This window comes from Gordonia namibiensis NBRC 108229, assembly GCF_000298235.1.
GTDB classification, from domain to species: Bacteria; Actinomycetota; Actinomycetes; order Mycobacteriales; family Mycobacteriaceae; genus Gordonia; species Gordonia namibiensis.
In genome coordinates this window covers 139716-162705 of sequence record NZ_BAHE01000022.1, presented here as the reverse complement: position 1 = coordinate 162705, position 22990 = coordinate 139716, and the positions used below count along the sequence as shown (strand labels likewise).

The following is a 22990-nucleotide window of genomic DNA, read 5'->3' as shown; positions in this document are numbered from 1 at the left end:
GACGCCGTGGCGCCCGCACCTGCACCGGCTCCCGCGCCGGGTACCTCGGCCGCGCCGACCCAGCAGGCTGTCGCGGCCCCGACCGCGCTCACGCCCGGCCAGCTCAACACCAAGGTGAAGACGGTCATGAACTCGCGCGGCAACCGTGCCGCGCGTGCCGCCGAGCTCCAGGGCGGCGAGCGCGCCCTGCGTCAGCTCGACGCCGTCGCCCAGGCGATCACCACCTACGGCAACGTCGGACTCAGCTACCAGATGGTCGGTCCGGTGCAGGTCAGCGGCACCAAGATGACCGCCCCCCTGCAGATCAGCGTCGTCGGCCGGGGCAGCCAGAACCGTGCGATGACCTGGGTGTGGAGCGGCGACAAGTGGAAGCTGTCGAACAGCAGCGTCTGCCTCATCGCCAGCTTCGTCCTGCTGCCCTGCTCGCTCTGACCTCGACCGTTCTGGAGAACTGACGTGAAAACACGACTTCGTCTGGGTGCGCTCCTCGCGGGTGCGCTGATGTCCGCCGGCCTCCTTGCCGGATGCTCGAGTTCGGATGAGTCGACCGGTGGTTCGGTGCAGCTGAATCTGCCCGACGGGCGCTCGGTGACGATCCCGGAGACGCCGAAGCGCATCGTGACCCTGGGTGACCAGTGGACCGACGTGGCGCTCTCGTTCGGTGTGACCCCGGTCGGTTACTACGACTACTCGAAGTCGGCCACCGGCGAACTGCAGCCCTGGTACGGCCAGAAGCTCGCCGACTCGACGTTCATCGACCCCACCAAGGGCGACGACGCGACGTCGATCGCCAAACTCGACCCGGACCTGATCTTCGCTCCCGGATTCGCCTCCGACAGCCCGGAATTCGAGCAGATCTCCAAGCTCGCGCCGACGGTCAACGCGATCAGCGGCCAGGAGATCGACCCCTGGCAGGACATGGTCACCGTCATGGGCACCGTGCTGCACCAGCCCGACAAGGCGACCGAGATCATCGACGACACCAACGCGAAGGTCGCCGCCGTCGGCAAGGAGTTCCCGAAGCTGGCCGGCAAGACCTACGCGTTGGCCTTCATGTACGGCAACGACCAGCTGTCGGTCCTCGGCGACCCGAACGACGGTGCGGCAAAGCTGTTCACCGAGTTGAAGATGCAGATGGCGCCGAAGCTCGTCGCCGAGTACCACCGCACCCGCAATCCCCGGTTCGGGCTGAGCACCGAGAACATCCCGATGCTCGACGCCGACGTGCTGGTCGTCGCCACCGCGACGCCGGAACAGGCCGAGACCCTCAAGAAGCTCCCGGGTTACAAGAATCTGAAGGCGGTCAAGAACGGTGCCGTGACCTTCATGACCCAGTCGCAGATCACCGGCCTCAACGCGCCGACGCCGAATTCGGTGCCGTACGTGCTGGACCTGCTCAAGCCGAGCTTCGCAGCCGCGACCAGCTGACACGCAACACGATTCGGCCCGACCCACTGCTGTGGGTCGGGCCGTTTTGTGTTCGGTGATCTCGGCCGGCGCAGATGTCGCGCTTCGTATCGGTGCGCGACACGAAGCGCGACATCTGCAGCGACAGCAAGGGTTCAGCGTCTAGCTGACGACGTCGTCGAGGTCGTCAGCGCCGAAGGCGGTGAACGCGGTGTCCTTCGGGAGGCGGTACACCTCGCGGCCCGTGACGGCGTTGAGGATTCGGGCGTTGCGCACCGCGCCGATGTCGAGGTTGGGGGCCGAGACGCCGACGGCGTGCTCCTCGGCGTTCGCGACGAACAATCGGTTGGCCAGTGCGGGTTCGGCTTCCACCTGGTGAGCGGCTCCGATGACGAGCCGGCCGCGCGAGTCACGGTGCAGCCGTGAATCGATGGGGTCCAGGAACGGCGTGGGCCGGGGCTGGTAACCGGTGCAGGCGATGACCATGTCGGTGGTGTGAGCGAGCTGGGTGCCGGTGTCGAGGTGGCGTCCGCGGACCCTGAGCTTGCCGTCGGCGAGGGTGTCGATGGCGTCGACCTCGGTGGAGATGCGCAACTGGACCGGATTGAGCTTCTCGCGCAGCTGGCGCTGGTACATCAGCTCGTGCACCCGCTCGAGGGTGTCGCTGGAGACGCCCTTGTGGAACTGCCAGTGCTGCGGGCGGATCCGATCACGGGCCTCCTCCGGCAGACTCTGGAAGTAGTCCATGTACGCCGGGGTGGTCATCTCGAGCGACATCTTGGTGAAGTCGAGCGGGGCGAACCACGGCGTGCGGGTCCACCAGCGGACGGACGGACCGCCGCGGAGATTGGCCTCGAGTAGGTCGATGACGATCTCGGCGCCCGACTGTCCCGATCCGATGACGGTCACCGTGTCCGCGGCATGGGCCTTGTCCTGGTGGTACAGGTAGTCGGAACTGTGGACGACCGCCGAGGAGTCCGACGACAACGAATCGGGCACAAAGGGTTCGGTACCGACGCCGACGACGACGTGGCGCGCGGTCACGGTCGAGGTGATGCCGCCGGAGACGATCGTGACGGCGAAGGCGTCGGCGGCGTCATCCCAGGTGACCTCGGTGACGGTGGTGCCCCATCTCAGGGTGTCGAGCCGGTCGATACACCAGCGCAGGTACGCCTCGTACTCGACGCGTGTGGGATAGAAGTTCTCCCGCACCAGGAACCGGTACATCCGGTCGGTGTCGGCCATGTAGTTCAGGAACGACATCGGATGCGTCGGGTCGACCAGGGTCACCAGGTCGGACAGGAAGCCGACCTGCAACCGGGCCTCGTCGAACATGAGGCCCGGATGCCAGCGGAACTCGTCGCGGGAGTCCACGACGAGCACGTCGAGGTCGTCGACGGTCGATGCCAGCGCGGCGAGCCCCAGGTTGAACGGACCGCAACCGATCGCAAGGACATCCACGTTCTCTACACGGGTCATTCCGACACCTTCACCATTTCTTCACTGTGGGCCTGGTCGCTCGCGACCGAGGTGCTCTCTGATTCCACTTCGATTGCGAGACGGAGAAGTTCGTCGAACAGTTCGTCGATGTCACTCTCGGCGGTCTCCGGGTTCAGAAGGGTCAGCTTGAGGCAGGTCCGGGGTTCGTCCTCACCGGGGACCCGCACCTGGGTGCGTCCGATGAGCGCCTTGCCGTCGGTGATGAGGCGGCGGCGCAGTTCACCGTTGACGGCGTCGAGGTCGGCGCAGCGGTAGCGGAAGACGATGGTGGTCAACGTGACCGGTGCGATCAGCTCGAGCTGCAGCTCGGTGGCAACTCGCTGTTCGGCGTACACGGCGAGGTCGTTACACCGGTCGAGCATCCCACCGAGTTCGCGGCGCCCGTACGCCAGCAACGTCGCGGCGACCTTGAGGACGTCGGGTCGACGGGTGGTCTGCAGGGTCTGCCCGAGTAACCCGCTGTAACCGGCCTCGACGTCGTCGTCGGGGTTCAGGTAGGCCACTGAACGGTTCAGCGACGCGAATCGACCGGCGTCGGAGAGCAGCATGAGGCTGGCCGCGGCAGGCTGCCACCCCACCTTGTGCAGGTCCAGGGTCACCGAGTCGGCGCGGTCGATGCCGGACAACAGCCCGGACAGGCGGTCGGAGAACAGGGTGCCGAAGCCGTAGGCGGCGTCCACGTGCAGCCAGATCTCGTGACGTTCGGCGATGTCGGCGATATCGGGCAGCGGGTCGACGGTGCCGAAGTCGGTGGTTCCGGCCGTGGCGACGATCGCGAGCGGGGTCACGTCGCCGGCCTTGCGGACCGCGCTCTCGAGCGCCTCCGGGATCATCCGGTGATGTGCGTCGACCTCGACGGGGACCACCGCCGACTCGCCGAGTCCCAGTGCGGCACAGGCGCGATGCACCGAGAAGTGGGCAACGCGCGAACAGAACACCACCGGCCGGCGCAGTGCGCTGACGCCGTCCTGGCGGACGTCGATGCCCCGCCGGGCCGCGGTGTGATCGCGGGCGATCATGAGCGCCAACAAGTTCGAGATGGAGCCGCCCGGACTGAAGACGCCACCGGCCCGTGGGCCGAATCCGGCCATGCGGGCCAGAGACTGAACGGTCCAGGTCTCCAGGGCGAGGGTCGCGGGACCCGAATCGTAGGTGTCCAGGGAGGCGTTGGTGGCGCTCGCCAGTGCATCGGCGGCAACCGCGACCGACAGGGGTGCCGGCTGCAGATGAGCCGCGGTCAGCGGGTGGGTGAGGTCGAGTCCGAACTCGGCGACCAGGCGCGCCATCCGCGACAGGGCCTCGGACTCGCCGATCCCGGATTCGGGGATTCCGGGCGTGCCCAGCGATCCGGTGACCGCCGCGAGAACCGACACCGGATCCCCGGTTGGCAACGGTGCGCCGTGGTGGTGGTCGGCGACCGATTCCGCTGCTTCGGTCAGGCCACGACCGATCTCCGCCCAGCCCGTACCCGGTCGCGCGAAACGAGAAGCGGTCCACGCAGAGTCGCGGTCTTCGGTCACTGATCTACCCCCTGGACGTGCGGTGGTCGTGTGGTGGAGTGAGGAGCCGTGTGGGTGTCGGTCGGTCACGCCGGGACCCGCCTGTCGAGCTCGGCGACGAGTTCGGCGACCGTCGTCCCCAACGCGGAAGGGATGAGATCGACGAGTGTGGTCAGCACCCCGGTGGCGCGTGCGGCGATGTGATCGGGAACGACCCCCGGCTGGTGATCGACCTCCACGTGGGTGAAGTGGTCGTCGGCCTCGAAGGCGATCGACAACGGGTAGTTGGCGATCCCGTTGAAGACCGAACGGCAGGTGACCGGGGCGTCGTCGCGTTGGGCGATGCCGCGTAGCGGAGCGGGCCGCACCGAGGCCATGATCTCCATGATCGGGAACCGTCCACCCTGCTGACGGAGCGCGGTCAGGATCGGCCCGAAGTCGGTGCCGGAATATTCCATCGCCCGATAGATCACCGTGCCCGCGTCGCGCAGGGCCTGCTCGACGGTCCCGGTCGGATCGACGCGGAACCGCATCGGGATGATGTTGCCGCAGTAACCGATATGCTGCGGCGACTGTGGTCGTCGTCGGTTGTCGGCCGGGACGACGAGCACATGGTCGGGTGAGCCGGTCAGCGCATAGGCGGCCAGCGAGCACACTCCGATGAGCAGCGCGTTGGGGGTTGCGCCGACGGTCTGGGCGACTCGGTTGAAGGCGGTGAGCGACCCGCCGTCGACCGGGGCGGTCACCTTGATGCCCGCGCGGTCGTCCATGGGGGACAGCCAGCTCTCCGCGGCGCTCTCGGTGGGCAGTTGGCCCGAGAGCGGGTACCGGACGTCCTCGGCCGCCCACGTCGACAGCGCATGCCGCACTGCGGAGTCCGCTGCCTCGGTTGCTGGGGTGGCATCCGGGGTCGTGGGCCGGGATTCGGCGTCGGCGTCGGCGACCCACTCGCCGGACACGAGCGTGCCCAGCAGTGACGGCCAGGAGGTGTCGTCGACGGCGAGGTGGTGGACCACCAGGATCACCGTCACCTGCCCGTTGCACCCCGACACCCGAAGCCGCAACGGCGCGTCGACGTGTAGGTCGAACGGGGTACGAGTCATCCGGGTGGCCACGGTGTCGGTATCGGCCGACTCCCCCTCGACGTCATCGACGCCCCAGGTCCAGACCGAATGCGCTGCATCCCAATGCCCTTCGCGTTGCACCCGGACGCGGTGGGGTACGCCCTGGTCATCGACCTCGACGACCGACTGCAACACCTCGAAACGCTCTACGAGCACTTCGGCCGCGGCGACGACGGACTCGACGGTGCGGTCGCCACCGAACTCGAGGACGAGACCGATGTTGTGCGAGACCGATTCGGGGTCGAGTTCGTAGATCTTCCACATCCGGCGCTCGGCGATGCCGAACTGTCCGAACGAGGCCGAGGTCTCGGGGGCCGAATCGGTACCGGACCCGGCTGCCCCGGACAGCGTGGCACCGGACTCCGCGATCCGCCGGCGCAGCAGTGTGAGTCGCGCTTCGGTCAGCGTGGGCACGGTTCCCCCTTCGTCGGAATGGCAGGCGAAGTGGCCTGGTGGGTGGTGTCGTCGTCCGGTGCGCGTAGGGCCTCCCAGTCGCGGGCGACGGGGATCAGCCGGCCGTCGGCCCACAGGGGGGCCTGGTCCTGGAAATGTTCGGAGGCCGGGTCGCCGGAGGCGCCGAGCGGAACCACCCAGCGGCTTGCGTGTGGATCATCGAGGTCCCAGACGTAGCGGGCTGCGGAGCCGGTGATGCAGACGTGGGTGCCGACCGCGGATGCGTTGGCGAAGACGCACTCCGAATCCCCGGCAAGGGGCAGCGGGGTGGGTCGCAGCGTTGCGAACAGCCCCGGGTGGCGGGGCGACGCACCGACGAGATCGAACCCGTGGATCGGGGCGAGCACATGCACGGTGCCCCAGTTCGGAACGTGCCCGATCGTCTCGATGCGAGTGACGACGGCGTCGAGCGCACCGACTGCGACCTCGTCGATGTCGACGCCGATCAGCGCGCAGTTGGCGATGACCGTGGTGATCGCGCTCGCGAGGCGGGGTTCCGGTACGAACCACGGCTGGAACACGGCGGGGAAGCCGTGCGGGCCGCGCAGCGGCGCCAGGACATCCGTGCGCGCAACACCGAGCACGAGCTGGCTGCGGAACTCCGCGAAGAGATATGCGTCGGGGCTGTCGGCGGCCATGGTGCGATCCCAGGCGAGGATGCGCTGCCGGATGTCCTCGGCGGCAGGGGTGTTGCCCACGACGCGGGCGAGGAGTTGCTGCACCACCGCGGCCTGCTCGAGGACGACGTCGCGGTGGATGTCCGCGCAATCCTCGGGATCAACAGTGTCGAGGGCATCGAGGCGGGCGGTGATCCGGTCGGCCCGGAACGCCTCCACGCACTCGGTTGTGATCGGTTGCAGCGCGGGCGTTCCGGAGATCCGCTGGTTCGCGGTCACGCTCACACCGCCGTCGGCGACCGTCGCGTCGAAGTCCGGGTCGCCGAGCGAACCGGTTTCGTGGCCCCGCCACTGGTATCGCTCGTCCCAACCGGGAACGGGGAGCCAATAGTTCTCCGGGGCGCGGACGGGAACGCGGCCGGCCACATGGGTGACCGTGGTCCCGTCACTATGTGCGATGACGGCGCGGTTGACCGGTTCGACCCACGTCGAGAGCGCGGCTTCGACGTCGTCGATCGTCCGGGCGAACAGCAGGTCGAGCGGGGCGTCGAAGGTGACGTCCTCGGAGAGCAGCGGCGACCGGAGGCTGATCGTGAACGGCTCGTCCGGGCCGCCGAACACGACGGCACCGTTGTGGGTGGTGATCACCTCGACTGCAACGGGTTCGGAGTCGCGGACGCCGATGTGCTCGGTGTGGACGGTGGCCGGGACGTGGTTGCCTCCGGGGGCCTCGACCAGAAGCGTTCCGTCCCCGTCACGGGTCAACCGCTCGACGTAGAGGTCCTGGTAGTCGGCCATCGCATTCGTGATGCCCCAGGCGATCTCGGGGCCCTGTGCGAAGTGTGGGACGCCGGGGACACCGGCGAAGGCGAAGCCCACGACGTCGAAGGGCTGTGCCGGATCGGTCGAGGCGAGATGGAACTGCTCGTAGATGCCGGGCAGCTCGAGGAATCGGTGGGGATCACCGGCCACGATCGGGGATCCGGTCGTGCTGCGCGCGGCGGACACTCCCCACGCGTTGCTGCCGGACATCGGATCACCCAGGTCGACGGTCTCGCCGACGGGGGCGTCGGCGGCCGGAGCGGGCCGGGTGAGATCGAGGATCTCGCGTACGAACTGCTCGTCCGGCATCGGCGGCACGGTCGGATCGTTCTCGCTGCCCTCGAACGCCCAGAACCGCAGCGCATCCGGTCCCGTGGTCCGGCAGGCGTGCAACCGGAACAGTTTCGTGGTGAATCGGCCGAACAGCACGTGGTGCATGATGAAGACCGAGATCGGCGTCCACGGCCGCCACGGATCCGGCTGGTGTCGGAGTGCCTCGAGTTCCGGCGCCGAAGCCACGGTTTCGGTGTCGGACAGAGTGCTGTTCACGCCGCCGGCATAGGCGCGCAGCAGGCTGCGGGTGCGGTCCGAAGATGCGTGGTACATCTGCTCGGCGACCGCGTCGAGACGGGCGCGCCGCGCGAAGGTGTCCCACTCGACGCAGGAGTCGCCGAACACCTCGGCGGTACGCCCCTCGGCGCGCAGCCGCATGAACTCGATCTGCCAGCGGCGGTCCTGCCCGCAGGCGCGACCCTGTCCGTACAGTGCGTCGGTCGCCGTGGCGGCCAGCACGTGCGGGATGCCGTGCGCATCGCGCAGGATCTCGGGGGTGGGCGTTCCGGAGGTCGTGACGGTCATCGTCGTCCCCGATCGGCGACGGGATTGACGAGCATGTGTCCGGCGTCGATGAGCGAGGCGTAGGAGTCCTCGATGTCGACCATGCGCTTGTTGTTCCGCAGCTGCAGACCGTTCATGTGTACCGCGCCGAATTCCGGCGCGAACAGATCCCATTTCGCGAACTGGTCGTCGAGATCGGGGTGGGCCGCGACGAACTCGCGCAGACTCTCGGCCACCAGGTCCCAGAACTCCTCGTCGGTCACCAGACGGTGGGTGTGGAGGACCTCGGCCAGCGGCCGCAGGTAGTCGTCGAAGATGTCCGAGAGGATCCCGAGGTTGCGGATCTCGTCGGGTTCGGTGGTGAGGACGCGGGCACAACTCTCCGGGAAACCGGCCGGCTCACCGAAGACCGACACCTCCTCACCGATGTCCTTGAGGATCGCGCGGACCGGGATCCCGTTGTCGAGGACGAGGATCAGGTTCTCGCCGTGGGGGGAGAACTTCAGTTCATACCGGTAGAGCAGGTAGGCGATCGGGTGGAGATACGTCCGCAGGTAGCGCCGGACCCACTCGGCGGCCGGAATACCCGATCGTGCGATGAATGCGCCGACGAGCGGGTCGCCGTGGTGGTCGAGGTGCAGGAGAGCGGCCATCGTGGAGAGCTGCTCACCACGTACCAGCGCGACGGGGCTCTGACGCCACAACGCCGAGAGGATCTTGCGGTACTCCGACCCCGGCTGGGTGATCGGGGTGAAGGTGGGGCTGCGGTAGCCGATGGCCGCGACCTCGAAGATCATCTCGAACCCGATGGCGGCCAGGTAAGGGTCGTCGGCGACGAGCCCGCGGACCCAGTTGTTGATCAGCGGGGTGGTGCGCATGTAGTCCGCCGACATGCCCCGGGTGAAGCCCATGTTCACGATCGACAGCGCGCCCTTCACGTAGTGACGGGTGGGCGTGGTCGCGTTGAAGACCGTGCGGATCGACTGCTGCGCCTGGTAGAGATCGGGGCTCTCGCCCACGAACACGATGCGGCGGTCGGCGAGATCCGCCGAGTAGAGCTTCCGGACCTTCTCCGTCCACTGCCACGGATGAACGGGCATATAACGGTAATCGTCGGGTTCACAACCGGATTCGCGGAGGACGGCATCGAACTCCGCCAGGGTCTCGGTGCCGAGTTCGTCGACGAGCATGGCGTCGTAGTCGACGCCGGTCACCGTCGCGACATCGCAGTCCTCGCGGCGGGCGGCGACCCAGACGAGCCGGAAGTGGTTGCCGACCTCCGGTGCGTAACGGTCGATGTCGTCGGCGCTGAAGCCGAGGCGCCCGGCGTTCGCCACGATGCACGGGTGACCCTCGGTCATCGTCTTCTCGATGGTCTGAAAGTCCGCATGCGCGAGATCGGTTGCCGTGATGCGTCGTTCGTCAGGCCGGTCGGCGCTGATCGCGAGAGTGTTGATGAACTCCTCGAGGTACTCCGGCAATGCCTGTGGACCGATGCCGAGCATCGGGGCGAGGTCGACGACCAGCGCGACGGCGTCGACGGGCAGTTCCTCCCCGTCGCGCACACGGCGCAACGAGGTCTCCTCGATGGCCCAGTTCTCCAGGGAGAGGACTTCGGCACGGAAGTGGTACTCCGTGCGGCCGTCGGCGGAACCGACCAGGTAGCGACCCGGGCCGGTCTCGACCGGACGCAAGGCGCGTTCGTGGGAGAACTCGGCCAGGATCTTCCGCGCGATCCGGCGGTGATACACCTGCCGATACGACACGGTGGACTGCTGCGCGGTCCGTACCGGGCGGATCTGTTCGATGGTCAACGGAACTACGCCCCCAGGTCCGTCACCTCGACGGAGCCGACGCTGGTGCCGTCGGCGGTGACGCGGAGGAAGTCGTCTCGGGTGCAGTAGCTCAGGTGCGCGGTCTTGTTGCCGACCGGGTAGTCGCCGTCGACCCGGAAGCCCACGCTCGCGTTGAGGCGGTGGACCGCGGTGTTGCGGACATCGGGTTCGACGACCACCCGCGCGGCACCGACCTCGAGGATCGCCGTCCGCATGATGTGCAACATCACCGCGCCGGTGAAACCGGGCAGCGCCTGCTCGGAGTGGGCCACGAGGAGGTGCATCCCGATGTCGCCCTCGGCGTGGACGTAACCGCTTGCCGGGTCGGCGAGTTCGCTGGTCTGCGGGTCGTACAGTTCGAACAGGAACTGCGGCCGGCCGTCGTGGTAGCCCAGACGCATGCCGTAGGGCGTGCCGGCGGTCGCCGCTGCGGTGTCCCGGATCATCTTCTCCACGTCCGCGACGGAGCTCTCCAGCATGTCCCAATACTTGGCCTTGGGATGGGTCAGCCACCCGTGGACCGTGACGGCGTGCGACTCGTCGTCGAGATCGACCGAGTGCAGGTCGTACGTGCGTGCCGGTGAAGTGGTCATGATGCCTTTGCTGTCGGGGTGTCTGGTGGATGCGGCCGGGCCGGTTGCGTCAGGTGCCGGCGAGTTCGACATCCACCTGTTCGTCGGAGAGGGCCACGACGTCGAGGAGGATCTCGGCGACCCGCGCGACCCGGGGGCCTTCGAGGGCGGTGAGCCGCTCGGCGAGGCCCGCGATCGTCCGGTGGCCGAAGATGTCGGCCACCGACAGGCGCGGTGCGTCGAGCCAGGTACGGGACAGGGCCACGAGCCGGGTGGCCTGTACCGAGTCGCCGCCGAGCGAGATGAAGTCCTCGGTGACGCCGATCGGCCGGACGGGCAGGACCTCGGAGAAGATCACGACGAGCGCCTCCTCGAGCGGGGTGCGCGGTTCGACGACCTGCGGGCCGCCCTCGGCGGTGTCGACGAGAGCCGCCAGGGCCTTGCGGTCGTATTTGCCGTTCGCGGTCAGCGGGAGGGCGTCGAGGACGGCGATCGACCGCGGGACCATGTGCGGCGGAAGGGACTCGGCGAGACCGGCGCGGATCGTGTTCTCGTCGACCTGGGTTCCGGCGACGACGGCGGCATGAAGATCGCGGCCGTCGGACCAGGCGACCGCCGAGGCGACCTCGTCGAGGGCGAGAAGTCCGGCCTCGACCTCGCCGAGCTCCACGCGGTAACCGCGGACCTTGACCATGTGGTCGGCGCGGCCGAGGAAGTCGAGGAACCCGCCGGGCAGGTACCGGGCGAGATCTCCGGTGCGATACCACTTCTCGCCGTCGTGGTGGACGAAGCGATCGGCCGTGCGCTCGGGATCGCCGCGATAGCCGTCGGCGACACCGGCGCCGCCGATCCACAGCTCGCCGGGTACGAGGTCGGGGCGATCGCGGCCGGTCTCGTCGACGACCCGGCAGCGGACGCCGCGCAGCGGGACACCGTAGGGCACGAACGCCATTCCGGCCGGGACGTCGTCCGCCTCGCAGATGGTGGAGTGGATGGCGGTCTCGGTGGTACCGCCCAGGCCGGCGACACGGCAGTCGGGGAGTTGCGCGGCAACACGTTCGAGCAGGGAGACGTCGACCTTGTCGCCGCCCATGATGATCATCCGCATCGAGGCCGGCAGTGAACCGAGATCGAGGATCATCCCGAGGATCGACGGCACGCAGTTGAGCACGGAGACCGAGTGTTCGGCGAGGAGGCGCACCCAGTCGTCGACCTTGGTGCGCTCGTCGTCGCCGGGTACGACGACCGCGCCGCCGACCGCGAGGAGTCCGAAGATGTCGAAGACGGAGAGGTCGAACTCGAGTGAGGAGACCTGCAGGCTGCGGTCACGGGTGTTGATCGAGTAGCGGTCGACGAGGTCGGTGATGGTGGCCACCGCGGCGCGATGAGGGACCTGAACGCCCTTGGGCAGCCCCGTCGATCCGGAGGTGAACAAGATGTAGGCCAACTCCTCGCCGGTGACCTTCACCGGGACCACCGGTACCGCGGTGCGTGCCGTCTCGAGGTCGATGACGGCGGGGGTGTCGGAATCCGCCCAGGCGTCGGCGTCGGCGGTGAGCACGGCGTGCGGTCGGGCGATGGCGACGATGCGATCCCGACGGGTCGCGGGCTGTGTCGGCGCGATCGGTACGTAGGCGGCGCCGACGGCGAGGACGGCGAGTGCGGCGACGATCTGGTCGCCGCCCTTGGGCAGGTTGACGACGACGGTGTCGCCGGTGCGGACGCCCGCAGCCGTGAGCGCGCCCGCCACACGCAAGGCCTCGTCGGTGAGGTCGCCGTGCGTCCAGGTGCGAGTGTCGGTGATGACCGCCGGGGTCGAGGATCGCTGCGCCGCGCGAGCGAAGACGGTGCCGTGCAGGGTCCCGTCGAAGGTGTCGGAGTCGGGCAACGGTTCTTCGACCGAAAGCCGCTGTGCGCGAACGTCATCGTCGACCGGATCGGGCGCCGGGACATCCCATTCGCCGTCGACGAGCAGTCCGAGGAGCCGGACGTAGTAGTCGAACATCGCGCGGGCGGTGGTCTCGTCGAGGTCGGACACCCGGACGTCCCAGTTGAGGAGGAGACCGCCGGCGATCTCGGTGACCTGCGCGTCGAGCAGCACCTGCGGGCCCTGCGACACGATCCAAGCGGGGTCGCCGAGGACGTCGGTGGCCTCTGGAGAGAACAGGTCACCGAGTCCGAGCGCACTGGTGAAGACGACCGGGGAGACCACGGATTCGCCTCGGGCCCGGCCGAGTTCGCGGAGCACGTCGAGACCGCTCATCGATCCGTGGGCGGCGGCGTCGTGCATCGCCGAACGCATCTGGCGTGCGCGGTCGGCCAGGGTCGCCGAGCGGCTCAGGTCGACGTCGACGAGGATCGACGACGTGAAGTCGCCGACCACGCGCTCGACGTCGGCGTGGATCTGGGGACGATCGAACAGCGGAACAGTCAGCAGGAAGCGGGAATTCGCCGCATGGGTGCCGACCGACTCGGCGAAGGCCGCCGCCACCGCGGCCGCGGGGGTCACCCCTCGACGATGGGCGTGTTCCTCGAGGCGCTTCCACTCGGAGGCCGAGACGGAATGGTGCAGGCGGACGCTGCGGGGTTCGACCTCGCCGCGGGCGGCGCGATCGTCGAGCGGCAGCTCCGGTGGCCCGGGCAGGTGCGGGATCCGCTCGCGCCACCAGGCGAGGTCGTCGTCGCGGATCTCACGGGAGGTCCGGTCGGCGGTGATCGTCGCGAAGGTGACACCCAGTTCGGGCAGCGTCTCCCCGCGGTAGAGGCGAGCGAGGTCGTCGACGAGGACGCGATAGCTCATGGCGTCGGCCGCGATCATGTCGACGTCGAGATGCACCCGGGTGGAGTCGTCGGGCAGCAGGCTCAGTTCGGCGCGGATGACCGCACCCTCTTCGACCGGGAGTGTGCGATGTGTTCCATGGGAACGCTTTTCGGCGAGGATCGCCTCGATCATCTCGGGCGGCTGGTTGCGCAGGTCGTGGACGGCGATCGCGTCCGGGTGCGCCGGCCCGACAACCTGGGTGCCGTCGGGGAGTACGCGGATCCGGAGCATCGGATGACGCTGGAGCAGTTCACCCATGGCGGTGGTGAAGCGGTCGGGATCGACGTCGTGGCCGTCGAACTCGATGTAGAGGTGCGCGGCCACATTGCCGAACGCATGGCTGTCGGATCGCCCGATCCAATAGGCGTGCTGCATCGGCGCCAGAGGGAAAGGTGAACTGGGATCGACGATTTCCGGCGATGTGCTCGTCTCCGCGGGAGTCGACGATCCGCCGAGGAGGGCGGTCCAGGCGTCGAGGGTGGGGGAGGCGGCGAGGCGGGCGAAGTCGATGTCGATGCCTCGTTTGCGCCAGGTGCCTGCCAGTCGCATCATGCGCAGGGAGTCGAGTCCCTGGGCGATGAGGTCCTGGCTCGGGTCGAGGGACTCGGGTGTGACCCCGAGCGCGGCGGCGATCTCGCCACGGATATCCGGCAACTCGGGCGCTTCGCTCTGAGGGGAGGCGGCTTCGGGAACCGACGGAGCCGGCGCGGCGTCGGCGGCGATCATCTCGGTCCAGGCGTCGAGGGTGGGGGAGGCGGCGAGACGGGCGAAGTCGATGTCGATGCCGCGCTTGCGCCAGGTGCCTGCCAGTCGCATCATGCGAAGGGAGTCGAGTCCCTGGGCGATGAGGTCCTGGCTCGGGTCGAGGGACTCGGGCGTGACACCGAGCGCGCCGGCGACCTGGCTCCGGATCTCGGCGGGGCTGACGAGGTCCGCGATGGGGTCAGTCATCTCAGAATTCGTGGCCACAGCCGATTGCCTCTCGCGGTTCGGGAACGTCTTTACTCGAGCAAAATACGCAATTTAGGGTAGGTTATACTAACTACTTGCTGGTTGAAACGCCTGCATCGCCTTCAAACTTAGGTAAGCCTAAGTTAGTGAGCGTCGACTGGCTAGATGATCTGGGTCACGCCATAGTTCGGCCGCTGCCGACCCCTTGCGCGCTATGAAGATTAGGCTAACCTACCCAAGGGCTGCGAGCTGAGTCCGGTCCCAGCGACCCGTGATCGACGAGCGGGCCGGACGCATCCACACGAACACGACGGCCGACTCCTGGGGTCGGAGAGAACGGGGAACGAACATGTCGCAGAGCAGCGTGGTCCTGGAGGAAACAGGGTCGACCAACACCCTCGCAGCAACCGTCCGCGAGGCGATGCTGGCCGGGGACACCACGCTGTCCGTGCTCGACTCCGAATCCGGCGAATGGGTGACCGCGCCCTGGCGCGAGGTCCACGCACGCGCCGAACAGATCGCGGTGCAACTCCTCGCCGACAGTGACCTGCACGAGCCGCTGGCCGTCGGCCTCATCGGCGATCCCACCGTCGACCTCATCGCCGCGATCCAGGGCGCGTGGCTCGCCGGCGTCCCGGTGAGCATCCTGCCCGGGCCCATCCGCGGAGCCGACGAGAGCCGTTGGGCGGAGACCACCTACGCGCGCTTCGTCTCGATCGGCGTCGGCACCGTCCTCGGCAGCGGCTCCCAGCTCGATCTGCTCGCCAAGGTCGACGGGCAGCTTCGTATCGCTCGAGTCGCCGAATTCGGGATGGCCGCCGACACCACCGGCTTCGTCGCCCGCAACGTGAACGCCAACACCGTTGCCGTTCTCCAGGGCACCGCCGGGTCGACCGGTGATCCGAAAACCGCGGTGCTCACGGCATCGGCGGTCTACTCCAACGCGATCGAACTGGTCAGCCGCCTCGGCCTCCACCGCACCCGCGACACCGGCTTCACCTGGCTGCCGCTCTACCACGACATGGGACTGATGTTCCTCCTCGCCGGCATGACGACGGGCATCTCCGCCTACGTCGTGCCGAACACCGCATTCGCGGCCGCACCATTCAAGTGGATGCAGTGGCTGACCGAGACGAAGGCCACCGTCACCGCCGCCCCGAACTTCGCCTACGACATCCTCGGCCGCTACGGAAAACTCCTGCGCGACGTCGACCTGTCGAACCTCCGTGTCGCGATCAGCGGCGGCGAACCCATCGACGCCGACGCCTTCGACAAGTTCCTGGAGGCCACGGCGCCGTTCGGCTTCGAGCGCTCGGCCGCGGCTCCCGCCTACGGAATGGCCGAATCCGCCTGCGCTGTGACGATGCCCGCGGTCGGCGAAGGCGCACACTACGACGAGGTCACCGTGACCCCGCCCGGCGGTGGCGAGCCCATCCGCCGGCGGTACGCGATCCTCGGAAAGCCGCTGGGCGGCATGCAGGTTCGGATCGTCGAACCGAATGTGGACGTTCCGGTCATCGACGGGCGTTCGGTGGGGCACGTGGAGATCCGAGGTACCTCGATGATGCGCGGTTACCTTGGCGGCCCCGACCTCGGTGCAGGGGAATGGTTCGCCACCGGAGATCTCGGTTACCTGGTCGACGACCGCCTGGTCATCTGCGGTCGTGCCAAAGAGGTCATCATCGTCGCCGGACGCAACCTGTTCCCGATCGAGATCGAGCGTGCCGCCGCAGAGGTCGCGGGTGTGCGCCGGGGTGGCGTGGTCGCGATGGCCCGCGGTGAGGGCTCGTCGCGACCGGGTTTGGTGATCCTTGCCGAGTACAAGGGTGCGGATCCGGAAAAGGCTCGCGCCGAGGTCAACTCGGAGGTGGCATCGGCGTGCGGGATCATGCCCGCCGACGTGATCTTCGTGGCGGCCGACTCGGTCCCGCGCACCACCTCGGGCAAGATCCGTCGCCTCGAGACCCGGCAGATGGTCGAGGACGGCGCGTTCGAGATCATCGGACAGAAGTAAGTGGGTCAGGTTGCGACGAAAGGTCGAGGCTGGCAGGGCGCTGTCCTCAAGCTGCTCGGCGGCGACGACTTCGAGCTGACCGTGACCGGCACCGAGGTCGTCACCGATCACTATGTGCGCCTGGAGTTCACCGGGGGTGGCCTCTTGGCGAAGCGGGCGCTGCATCCGACGATGTGGATTCGGATGTGGTTCGACGACGCCGGGAAGCTCCATCAACGCGGGTACACCCTGGTCGATGCCGATCCCGCCGCCGACACCTTTGGTATCGAGTTCGCGATCCACGACGGTATCGCCGCCCGCTGGGCGCAGCATGCGGAGGTCGGGGACACGATCACCGCCACCGTCATGGGTTCCAAGTTCACGATGCCCGGCGATGGGGTCCGTGGCTGGATCATCGCCGGCGACCCCGCCTCGCTCCCGGCGATCAACTCGTTACTCGATGCCATCGAGGCGTCCGATTGTCCGCAGACTCCCGCGACCCTGTGGCTGGAGTATCAGCACGAGAGCGACAAGACGCTGCCCCTGCGGGCCCGTGCACAGGACACCGTCCATTGGGTCGCGCGTGAGCACGACGGAGCCGCACTCGTCGACGCGGTGCGCTCCTCGGCGGTCCCCGCGGCAGACCACTTCGGTTGGGTCGCACTGGATTCGGTGAGTACCCGCGCGGTTGCGGCGTCGCTGAGAAATGACTACGGCATCCCCAAGAAGTCGGTCAAGGCCCAGGCCTATTGGATTCCGGGCAAGTCCTTCGCCTGATCCTCTGCTTGGGTGGGAAGCGAGCCACGAATCCGCTCCCTGAGGTGCGAGCGAAGCGAGCCACGAATCTGTTCCCTGAGGTGCGAGCGAAGCGAGCCACGAAGGGCTCGCGACTCGACTCACCAGGCCTTCGTGGCTCGTCGCTTGCGCTCCTCGCACCTCAGGCAGCGGATGGGTTGCGCTCCTCGCGCCTCAGGCAGCTAGGGGAGTCAGCCGATTTCGAACACCACCGGAGCATGATCGCTGGCGCCCTTGCGTTTCCGCGCGTCGCGGTCGATGTGTGCGCCCAGAACGCGGGTGTCGAGCGCGGGTGAGCAGAACGCGTAGTCGATGCGCATCCCCTCGTTGCGGGGGAACCGCAGCTGCGTGTAGTCCCAGAAGGTGTAACCCGAGGCGTAGGGGAGGGCGGAGTCGACCAACCCGACGTCCAGGAAGCGCTGCACTGCAGCACGTTCCGGTGGTGTGACGTGGGTTCGTCCGTCGAAGCACTCGCGGTCCCAGACGTCGTCGTCGGTCTGCGCGACGTTCCAGTCACCGGCCAGCATCATCTCCGCGGCCGGGTCATGGGCCAGACGTAACGCGATGTGGTCGGCGAGGGCGTCGAGCCAGCGGAGCTTGTACTCGTAGTGCGGGTCCTCGGGTGTCCGCCCGTTGGGCACGTACAGGCTCCACACCCGGATGCCCGCGCACACCGCGGAGATCGCGCGGGCCTCCCGGATCGGTTGGTTGTCGACCGGATAGGTGGGTACCCCGTCGAAGGCGATCTCGACGGCGTCGAGTCCGATCCGCGACGCAATTGCCACACCGTTGTAGGCGCCCTGCCCGACATGGGCGACGTCGTAACCGGACGCGAGGAAGCTCATCAGCGGGAAGGCGTCGTCGTGGCACTTCGTCTCCTGCATGGCGAGGACGTCGACGTCGGTGTTCTCCATCCACTCGACCACCGCTTCCGAGCGAGCGCGGATGGAGTTGACGTTCCACGTGGCGAACCGCATTCAGCGCTCCCCGAAGTTGTCGAGGTCGGCGACGGGCACACCGGCGCCGTCCCAGCGTGCTCGCACAGCCGAGACCTGCGAGGCCGACGTCGACAGGATCAGTGCAAAATTCCGGCCGACCCCGCGATAGTGATCGCGGTAGAAGTCGATCGAGTCGGCGAACCAGGTGAAGGTCGCGTCGTCCTCTTCGAGGAGGCGGTGAGCCTGCGTGATGTGGGTGATGATCGCCGCCGGTGTGCGTCCGGCGGCGTCAGGGGTGTCGAGATCGCGCATACAGTCGTCGAACGCATCTCGGTTGCGGCCGAAGTGATCCGGGAAATCCCAGACGCGCGCAAAGGTGGAGTACATCGTGCCGGTGGTGGTCGCCGCCGTACCGCTGATGGTGCGCAGACGGGTGTCGGGGCCGAGATCGGGCAGGTCCGCGACCACCGTGAGCCCGACGGCCGGGCCGTCGTGTCCGGCGGCGTCGAGGAAGCGGCGGAGGTGCGCGCCGGAATCGTCGTGCGAGGTCATGACGGTCCTCGAATCAGGATGAACGATCGGTAGTGATCGGCTGTGTACCAGGCGGTTCCGTCGCTTCCGGTGACGATCCGCTCGGCGTCGCGACTGCGACCGGGCTCCTTGGGGTTGACGTCCCATTCCCGGTAGGCGACCCGGCGGCCGTCGGCATCCGTGACCGGCAGACGACGCTCGTTGTTACGGAAGGTGATCCCGCCCTTTGTTCCCGGAGCGCGGGCGGCCTCCGGCCATTCACCGGCGTCGATCAGGGCGAGCGTGCGCGTGACGCGGGCGGGGACGGCCGCAGTTGCAGGTGCCGTGGACGTTTTCTTCTTGCTCGACCGTGCTGCGGGCTTGGGCGTCGTGCTCTTCGAAGCTGTGCTCTTGCGGGCCGTCGACGTGGGAGTCGTCGTCTTGACCGCAGACGTCCGGACGGTCGAACTCTTCGACGAGACGGCACTGGAGGATTCGTCGGCCCCGGAGTCGCCGCCGCTGTTGATGAACCAGGTGATCGCGAACACGAGCGCGATGACCACGAATGCCACGGCGGTGATCGCGGCCTGCCGACGGCGTTGGGCGACGGTCGGCGTCGAGCGTGAACGGCTTGGCATCAGGGTTCCTGGGGTGCGGCGGCGGAGGGGGTGTCGAGCGTGACGTAGCGGTAGCTGTGGTGCAGACCGAAGCCGAGCCGCCGGTACCAGGCGCCGGCGAGGCGGTTGGTGGTCTCGACCTGCAGGTAGGCGTGATCGGCGCCGTGTTCGGCACCCCACGCGACCAATTCGGCGAGGACCTGCGAGGACAACCCCGTCCGGCGTCGCTCCGGATCGGTCCACAACGCCGACAGGCCGAGCCATCGTCGACCATCCGGGGACTCGGTGACCACGCCGCGACCGATCGCGACGGCCGCCGATGACTCGGCGTCACGGATCGTGGCGAAGACCGGCGGCCCGTCGCCTGCGGTCACCACCTGCCGCACAGCGTCGGTGTGGTCGAGGTCGGTGTCGTCGCCGGCACGGTGCCCGGTGTAGGCGGTCAGCCAATCGGTGTCCGGATGGTCGGCGAGATGGACTGTGTCGGAACGGTATTCGGTCAACCGCTCCGTCAAGGGCGCCATCGCGGAGGTGAGCATCTGCACCTCGATGTCCTCGGTGCCTCCGACGGTGGCGGCCTTCAGCAGCCGCTCGGGAAGTGCGAGGAGGGGCGGGAGTTCCCTTTCGGCGTACCACTGCGTGATCCGGGCGAGCGTCGTCGCATCCGGGTGGGCCGACATGTCCAGTGGGATGGCGGAGTTCGCGCGACGGGTGAACCCGTGTCCGGCGCGGACGAACCATCCGGCGATCCACGCGGTCTCCACGCCCGGCCAGAATCGGGCCGCGACACCCTCCAGGGTGCGGATCTCCTTGTTACGCACCGGCGTCGCCGAGAGGAGCTTCACCGAGGTGATGGCAGTGGCCGGGATCGAGACCACCTCGCCGTCGCGTTCGAGGCGGAGCGGGTCGGTGTCGTCGAGCAGGATGCCGGTCACATCCGATTGCGCCGCATCGGGATTGCCGCGCCAGTCGGCGGGAGTCGCCTCACCGAGCAGATAGCGCACGACGACGCGGTCGCCGATCACGGCGCCCGACTTCGTCGTGTGCGGTTGGGACACTGTCGTCCGGTGTGACCTGATCAGTGGCGGTCAGTCGTCGTCTTCGTCGTCGTGCCCGAACGGGTCGGCGACGGCGCCCGGCAGCCAGGTCAGTCCGGGGACTCCCCACTTGTTGCGCTTGATGGCCTTCTTCGCGGCACGCGCATTCCGGCCGACGAGAACGTCGACGTAGAGGAACCCGTCGAGGTGGCCGACCTCGTGCTGCAACATCCGGGCGAAGAAGCCGTTGCCCTCGATGACGACCTCGGCGCCGGTGCGGTCCACCCCGGTGACGCGCGCCCAGTCGGCGCGGCCGGTGGGGAACTGCTCACCCGGCACCGACAGGCAACCCTCGTCGTTGTCGTCGGGATCGGGCATGGTCTCGGGGATCTCGGAGGTCTCGAGGACCGGGTTGATCACCTCGCCGCGGCGGCGGGTCGCCATGCGGTCACCGTCCGGGCAGTCGTAGACGAACATGCGGGACCCGACCCCGACCTGGTTCGCGGCCAGACCGACGCCGTGTGCGGCGTCCATGGTGTCGAACATGTCGTCGAGGAGGGTGATGACCTCCTGTGACGGACGGCCGTCCGCGTCGAGTGGGACCGGGGAGGTGGGCTGGTGCAGCACCGGCTCGCCCACGATGCAGATCGGGAGAATCGCCATGTCGATCACCCTATCGCTGCTCAGGGCCCCGGAACGACTCCGGGTACGGCGTCGCGGACGGCATCGCCCGCCGGACCGGGGATGCCCGGGAAGAGGGTCGACTGCCAGTCGAAACCGTCGACGGGGTCGCTGACGACTCGACCGGCGCAGCCGCCGCGCAGGGACGTGACGACCCGCGAGACGATCGTCGGGTCACGCATCTCGATGGCATGGTCGAAACCGGTGTTGGCCAGCGGAACCGGTGAGTAGGCGCGGCATTGAGCGGTGCCGTCGAGCCGGCCGTCGGTCCACTCGCCGTCACTCTGGACCACCGAGTACCGGGTTGGCCCGGGGGCGTCGGGGCCCGCGTTGAGCCGCTTGATCGCGTCGGCGTACATGCAGGTGTCGTAGCCGGCGTCGCGCGGCTGCGAGCATCCGCCGGGGGAGCCGTACTGGGCCGTGCCGATCGCCACGTACTCGCCGACCAGGACTGCGCCACCGAGGAACTTCAGATAGTGGCGCGCGCCGAGACCGCCCGCGCTGTGCGCGACGATGTCGATCGACTCGGCGTCGGCGGCGAGCGGATCGACGACGTCCTTGATCAGGCGGGCGTCGTCGGCCACGTTCTTCCCGCCGGCGTGCGCGTACACGACACGGTGTCCGGCGGCCCGGATCGCGTCCGCGAGCGGGCGGAAGGTCTCCTCGTTCTGACCCTCGTCGGCGTACAGCTGCTGACCGGGGACGATCACCACCACGCGGGTGCTCGGTCCGCCCGGTTCAGCCGTCGTCGGGGCGGCGAGTACCGTCGACGCGGCGAGTGCCAAGGCCGTCATCCCGACCCCACCGGACAGAGCGGTGAGACCGCGTGTGAGCACTGCGAACATCCGATTCCCCCGGATCGACGCGAACGTGGTGAGGCGAGGCTAACAGCGACAGCTCACACACACTTCCGACCGACCGTGCGTCGTGGCGAGTCACAGCGCGATCGGACGGTGAGACCGTGGTTAGATTGTCTCCGAACCACACCGTTGTGATTCGTCGTCGTGTCCCGGTTGTCCGATTCGGATTCGGACAATCGGTCCGGCACATCAGCGGCGGTGTGAGTGTCATCAGGTTTATCGGTGAGGGAGTGAGATGGACGGCGCAACCGCGCGTAGCCAGAACGACGGCGATCAACCCACCCCCGACAACGGAGCCCAGCTCGACCCACACGAGGTCGGCGCAGACGGCTTGACGCGCAGGGAACACGACATCCTGGCCTTCGAGCGGCAGTGGTGGAAGTACGCCGGTGCCAAGGAAGAAGCCATCAAGGAATTGTTCGGTCTGTCGGCGACCCGGTACTACCAGGTGCTCAACGCGCTGGTCGACCGTCCGGAGGCGCTGGCAGCGGATCCCATGCTCGTGAAGCGACTCCGCCGTCTGCGTGCGTCGCGCCAGAAGGCCCGCGCAGCGCGCCGTCTCGGCTTCGAGATCACCTGAGACGCTGACCCCGGTCAGCCACCCGAGGTGCGTTAAGGTCGTCGGTGATGAATGCAGACCGTGAGCCCAATCGCCTGCCGCTGCGCGCGGGGGCGATGATGCTCTTCGCAGTGGCCGTCGTCTTCATCGGGCTCGGCTGGCATTCCGCGGCAACGTCGGGAAGCGAACCCCAGGCCACGGAGACCACCGCGACCGCCACCCAGACACCCGCCTCAACCACCTCGTCGTCGACCTCGGCGGCGTCGACGACGAAGCGGGTGTGCGTGATCAACGCCGGCCAGGTGTCCGGACTCGCCTCGGATGTGAGCGACCTGCTGAAGGAGAAGGGCTACACGATGGCCCAGCCCGGCAACTACACCGCCGGCGGGTTCAGCGAGAACACGATCTTCTACGACTCGGACTCAGACAAGGCCCAGGCCGACGAACTCGCGGAGGCATTGGGCGGCACGGTCTCCGTCGAGGAACGTCCCAGTTCGTTCACCCGGTGCAAGGGCGGGGTCCCGGTGATCGTGGTGACCGCGGTCAGTGGATCGTGACGTAC

At 68.1% G+C, this 22990-nt stretch carries 19 protein-coding genes; 6 read left to right on the top strand and 13 right to left on the bottom strand.

Translation table 11 applies throughout. The features are described 5' to 3' along the window. A partial coding sequence (locus GONAM_RS13695; RefSeq protein ID WP_006867349.1) for an MTB12 C-terminal domain-containing protein occupies positions 1–432 on the top strand: 432 nt, incomplete at its 5' end. 24 nt (positions 433–456) lie between these two features. Continuing rightward, on the top strand, positions 457–1428 hold the full coding sequence (locus GONAM_RS13690) for an ABC transporter substrate-binding protein (RefSeq protein ID WP_006867348.1): 972 nt from the start codon (positions 457–459) through the stop codon (positions 1426–1428). Between the two features lie 141 nt (positions 1429–1569). Here the strand turns inward: GONAM_RS13690 and GONAM_RS13685 are convergent, their stop codons facing one another. The 7 genes from GONAM_RS13685 to GONAM_RS13655 form a co-directional block, all read right to left on the bottom strand. After that, positions 1570–2886: a lysine N(6)-hydroxylase/L-ornithine N(5)-oxygenase family protein gene (locus GONAM_RS13685; protein ID WP_006867347.1), complete on the bottom strand. Its 1317-nt coding sequence runs from the start codon at positions 2884–2886 to the stop codon at positions 1570–1572. Beyond that, a complete protein-coding gene (locus GONAM_RS13680) occupies positions 2883–4427 on the bottom strand; it encodes a pyridoxal phosphate-dependent decarboxylase family protein (RefSeq protein WP_006867346.1) in 1545 nt (514 codons plus the stop codon). Before GONAM_RS13680 ends, GONAM_RS13685 begins: the two co-directional genes overlap by 4 nt. A gap of 65 nt (positions 4428–4492) precedes the next feature. After that, entirely contained in the window at positions 4493–5944 is a 1452-nt protein-coding gene (locus GONAM_RS13675) for a condensation domain-containing protein (protein WP_006867345.1), read from the bottom strand. Next, positions 5932–8280, bottom strand: a complete 2349-nt coding sequence (locus GONAM_RS13670) for a penicillin acylase family protein (RefSeq protein ID WP_040536425.1) — start codon at positions 8278–8280, stop codon at positions 5932–5934. The genes GONAM_RS13675 and GONAM_RS13670 overlap by 13 nt, the downstream gene beginning before the upstream one ends. Beyond that, complete coding sequence (locus GONAM_RS13665) at positions 8277–10073, bottom strand: IucA/IucC family protein (RefSeq protein ID WP_006867343.1); 1797 nt, start codon at positions 10071–10073, stop codon at positions 8277–8279. The genes GONAM_RS13670 and GONAM_RS13665 overlap by 4 nt, the downstream gene beginning before the upstream one ends. Before the next feature lie 5 nt (positions 10074–10078). Beyond that, a complete protein-coding gene (locus GONAM_RS13660) occupies positions 10079–10687 on the bottom strand; it encodes a GNAT family N-acetyltransferase (protein ID WP_006867342.1) in 609 nt (202 codons plus the stop codon). Positions 10688–10736: 49 nt separating this feature from the next. Further along, on the bottom strand, positions 10737–14456 hold the full coding sequence (locus GONAM_RS13655) for a non-ribosomal peptide synthetase (protein ID WP_006867341.1): 3720 nt from the start codon (positions 14454–14456) through the stop codon (positions 10737–10739). Positions 14457–14787: 331 nt separating this feature from the next. Between GONAM_RS13655 and mbtM the strand changes: the two genes are divergently transcribed. Beyond that, positions 14788–16452 carry a long-chain-fatty acid--ACP ligase MbtM gene (gene mbtM / locus GONAM_RS13650; RefSeq protein WP_006867340.1) on the top strand — a complete coding sequence of 555 codons (1665 nt, stop codon included), beginning with the start codon at positions 14788–14790 and terminating at the stop codon, positions 16450–16452. Beyond that, positions 16453–17208: a siderophore-interacting protein gene (locus GONAM_RS13645; RefSeq protein ID WP_006867339.1), complete on the top strand. Its 756-nt coding sequence runs from the start codon at positions 16453–16455 to the stop codon at positions 17206–17208. Between the two features lie 209 nt (positions 17209–17417). On the opposite strand, the gene GONAM_RS13640 is transcribed toward GONAM_RS13645, so the two are convergent. From GONAM_RS13640 to GONAM_RS13615, 6 genes are read right to left on the bottom strand one after another with little or no spacing between them, the layout of a single operon-like run. Continuing rightward, positions 17418–18203, bottom strand: coding sequence for an exodeoxyribonuclease III (locus GONAM_RS13640; protein ID WP_006867338.1), 786 nt, complete (start codon positions 18201–18203; stop codon positions 17418–17420). Beyond that, positions 18204–18716: a barstar family protein gene (locus GONAM_RS13635; protein WP_006867337.1), complete on the bottom strand. Its 513-nt coding sequence runs from the start codon at positions 18714–18716 to the stop codon at positions 18204–18206. Next, positions 18713–19312 (bottom strand): guanyl-specific ribonuclease, encoded by a 600-nt coding sequence (locus tag GONAM_RS13630; protein WP_006867336.1) that lies wholly within the window; start codon positions 19310–19312, stop codon positions 18713–18715. The genes GONAM_RS13635 and GONAM_RS13630 overlap by 4 nt, the downstream gene beginning before the upstream one ends. Continuing rightward, entirely contained in the window at positions 19312–20349 is a 1038-nt protein-coding gene (locus tag GONAM_RS13625) for an N-acetylglutamate synthase, CG3035 family (protein ID WP_006867335.1), read from the bottom strand. Before GONAM_RS13625 ends, GONAM_RS13630 begins: the two co-directional genes overlap by 1 nt. Positions 20350–20379: 30 nt before the next feature. Further along, on the bottom strand, positions 20380–20991 hold the full coding sequence (locus GONAM_RS13620; protein ID WP_006867334.1) for a peptide deformylase: 612 nt from the start codon (positions 20989–20991) through the stop codon (positions 20380–20382). A gap of 20 nt (positions 20992–21011) precedes the next feature. Further along, positions 21012–21854 carry a lipase family alpha/beta hydrolase gene (locus GONAM_RS13615; protein ID WP_040536421.1) on the bottom strand — a complete coding sequence of 281 codons (843 nt, stop codon included), beginning with the start codon at positions 21852–21854 and terminating at the stop codon, positions 21012–21014. A 250-nt stretch (positions 21855–22104) separates the two neighbouring features. Here GONAM_RS13615 and napA point away from each other — a divergent pair, with 250 nt between their 5' ends. Beyond that, complete coding sequence (gene napA, locus GONAM_RS13610; protein WP_005199114.1) at positions 22105–22449, top strand: nucleoid-associated protein NapA; 345 nt, start codon at positions 22105–22107, stop codon at positions 22447–22449. A gap of 47 nt (positions 22450–22496) precedes the next feature. Next, on the top strand, positions 22497–22985 hold the full coding sequence (locus GONAM_RS13605; protein ID WP_006867332.1) for a LytR C-terminal domain-containing protein: 489 nt from the start codon (positions 22497–22499) through the stop codon (positions 22983–22985). Positions 22986–22990: the final 5 nt, after the last annotated feature.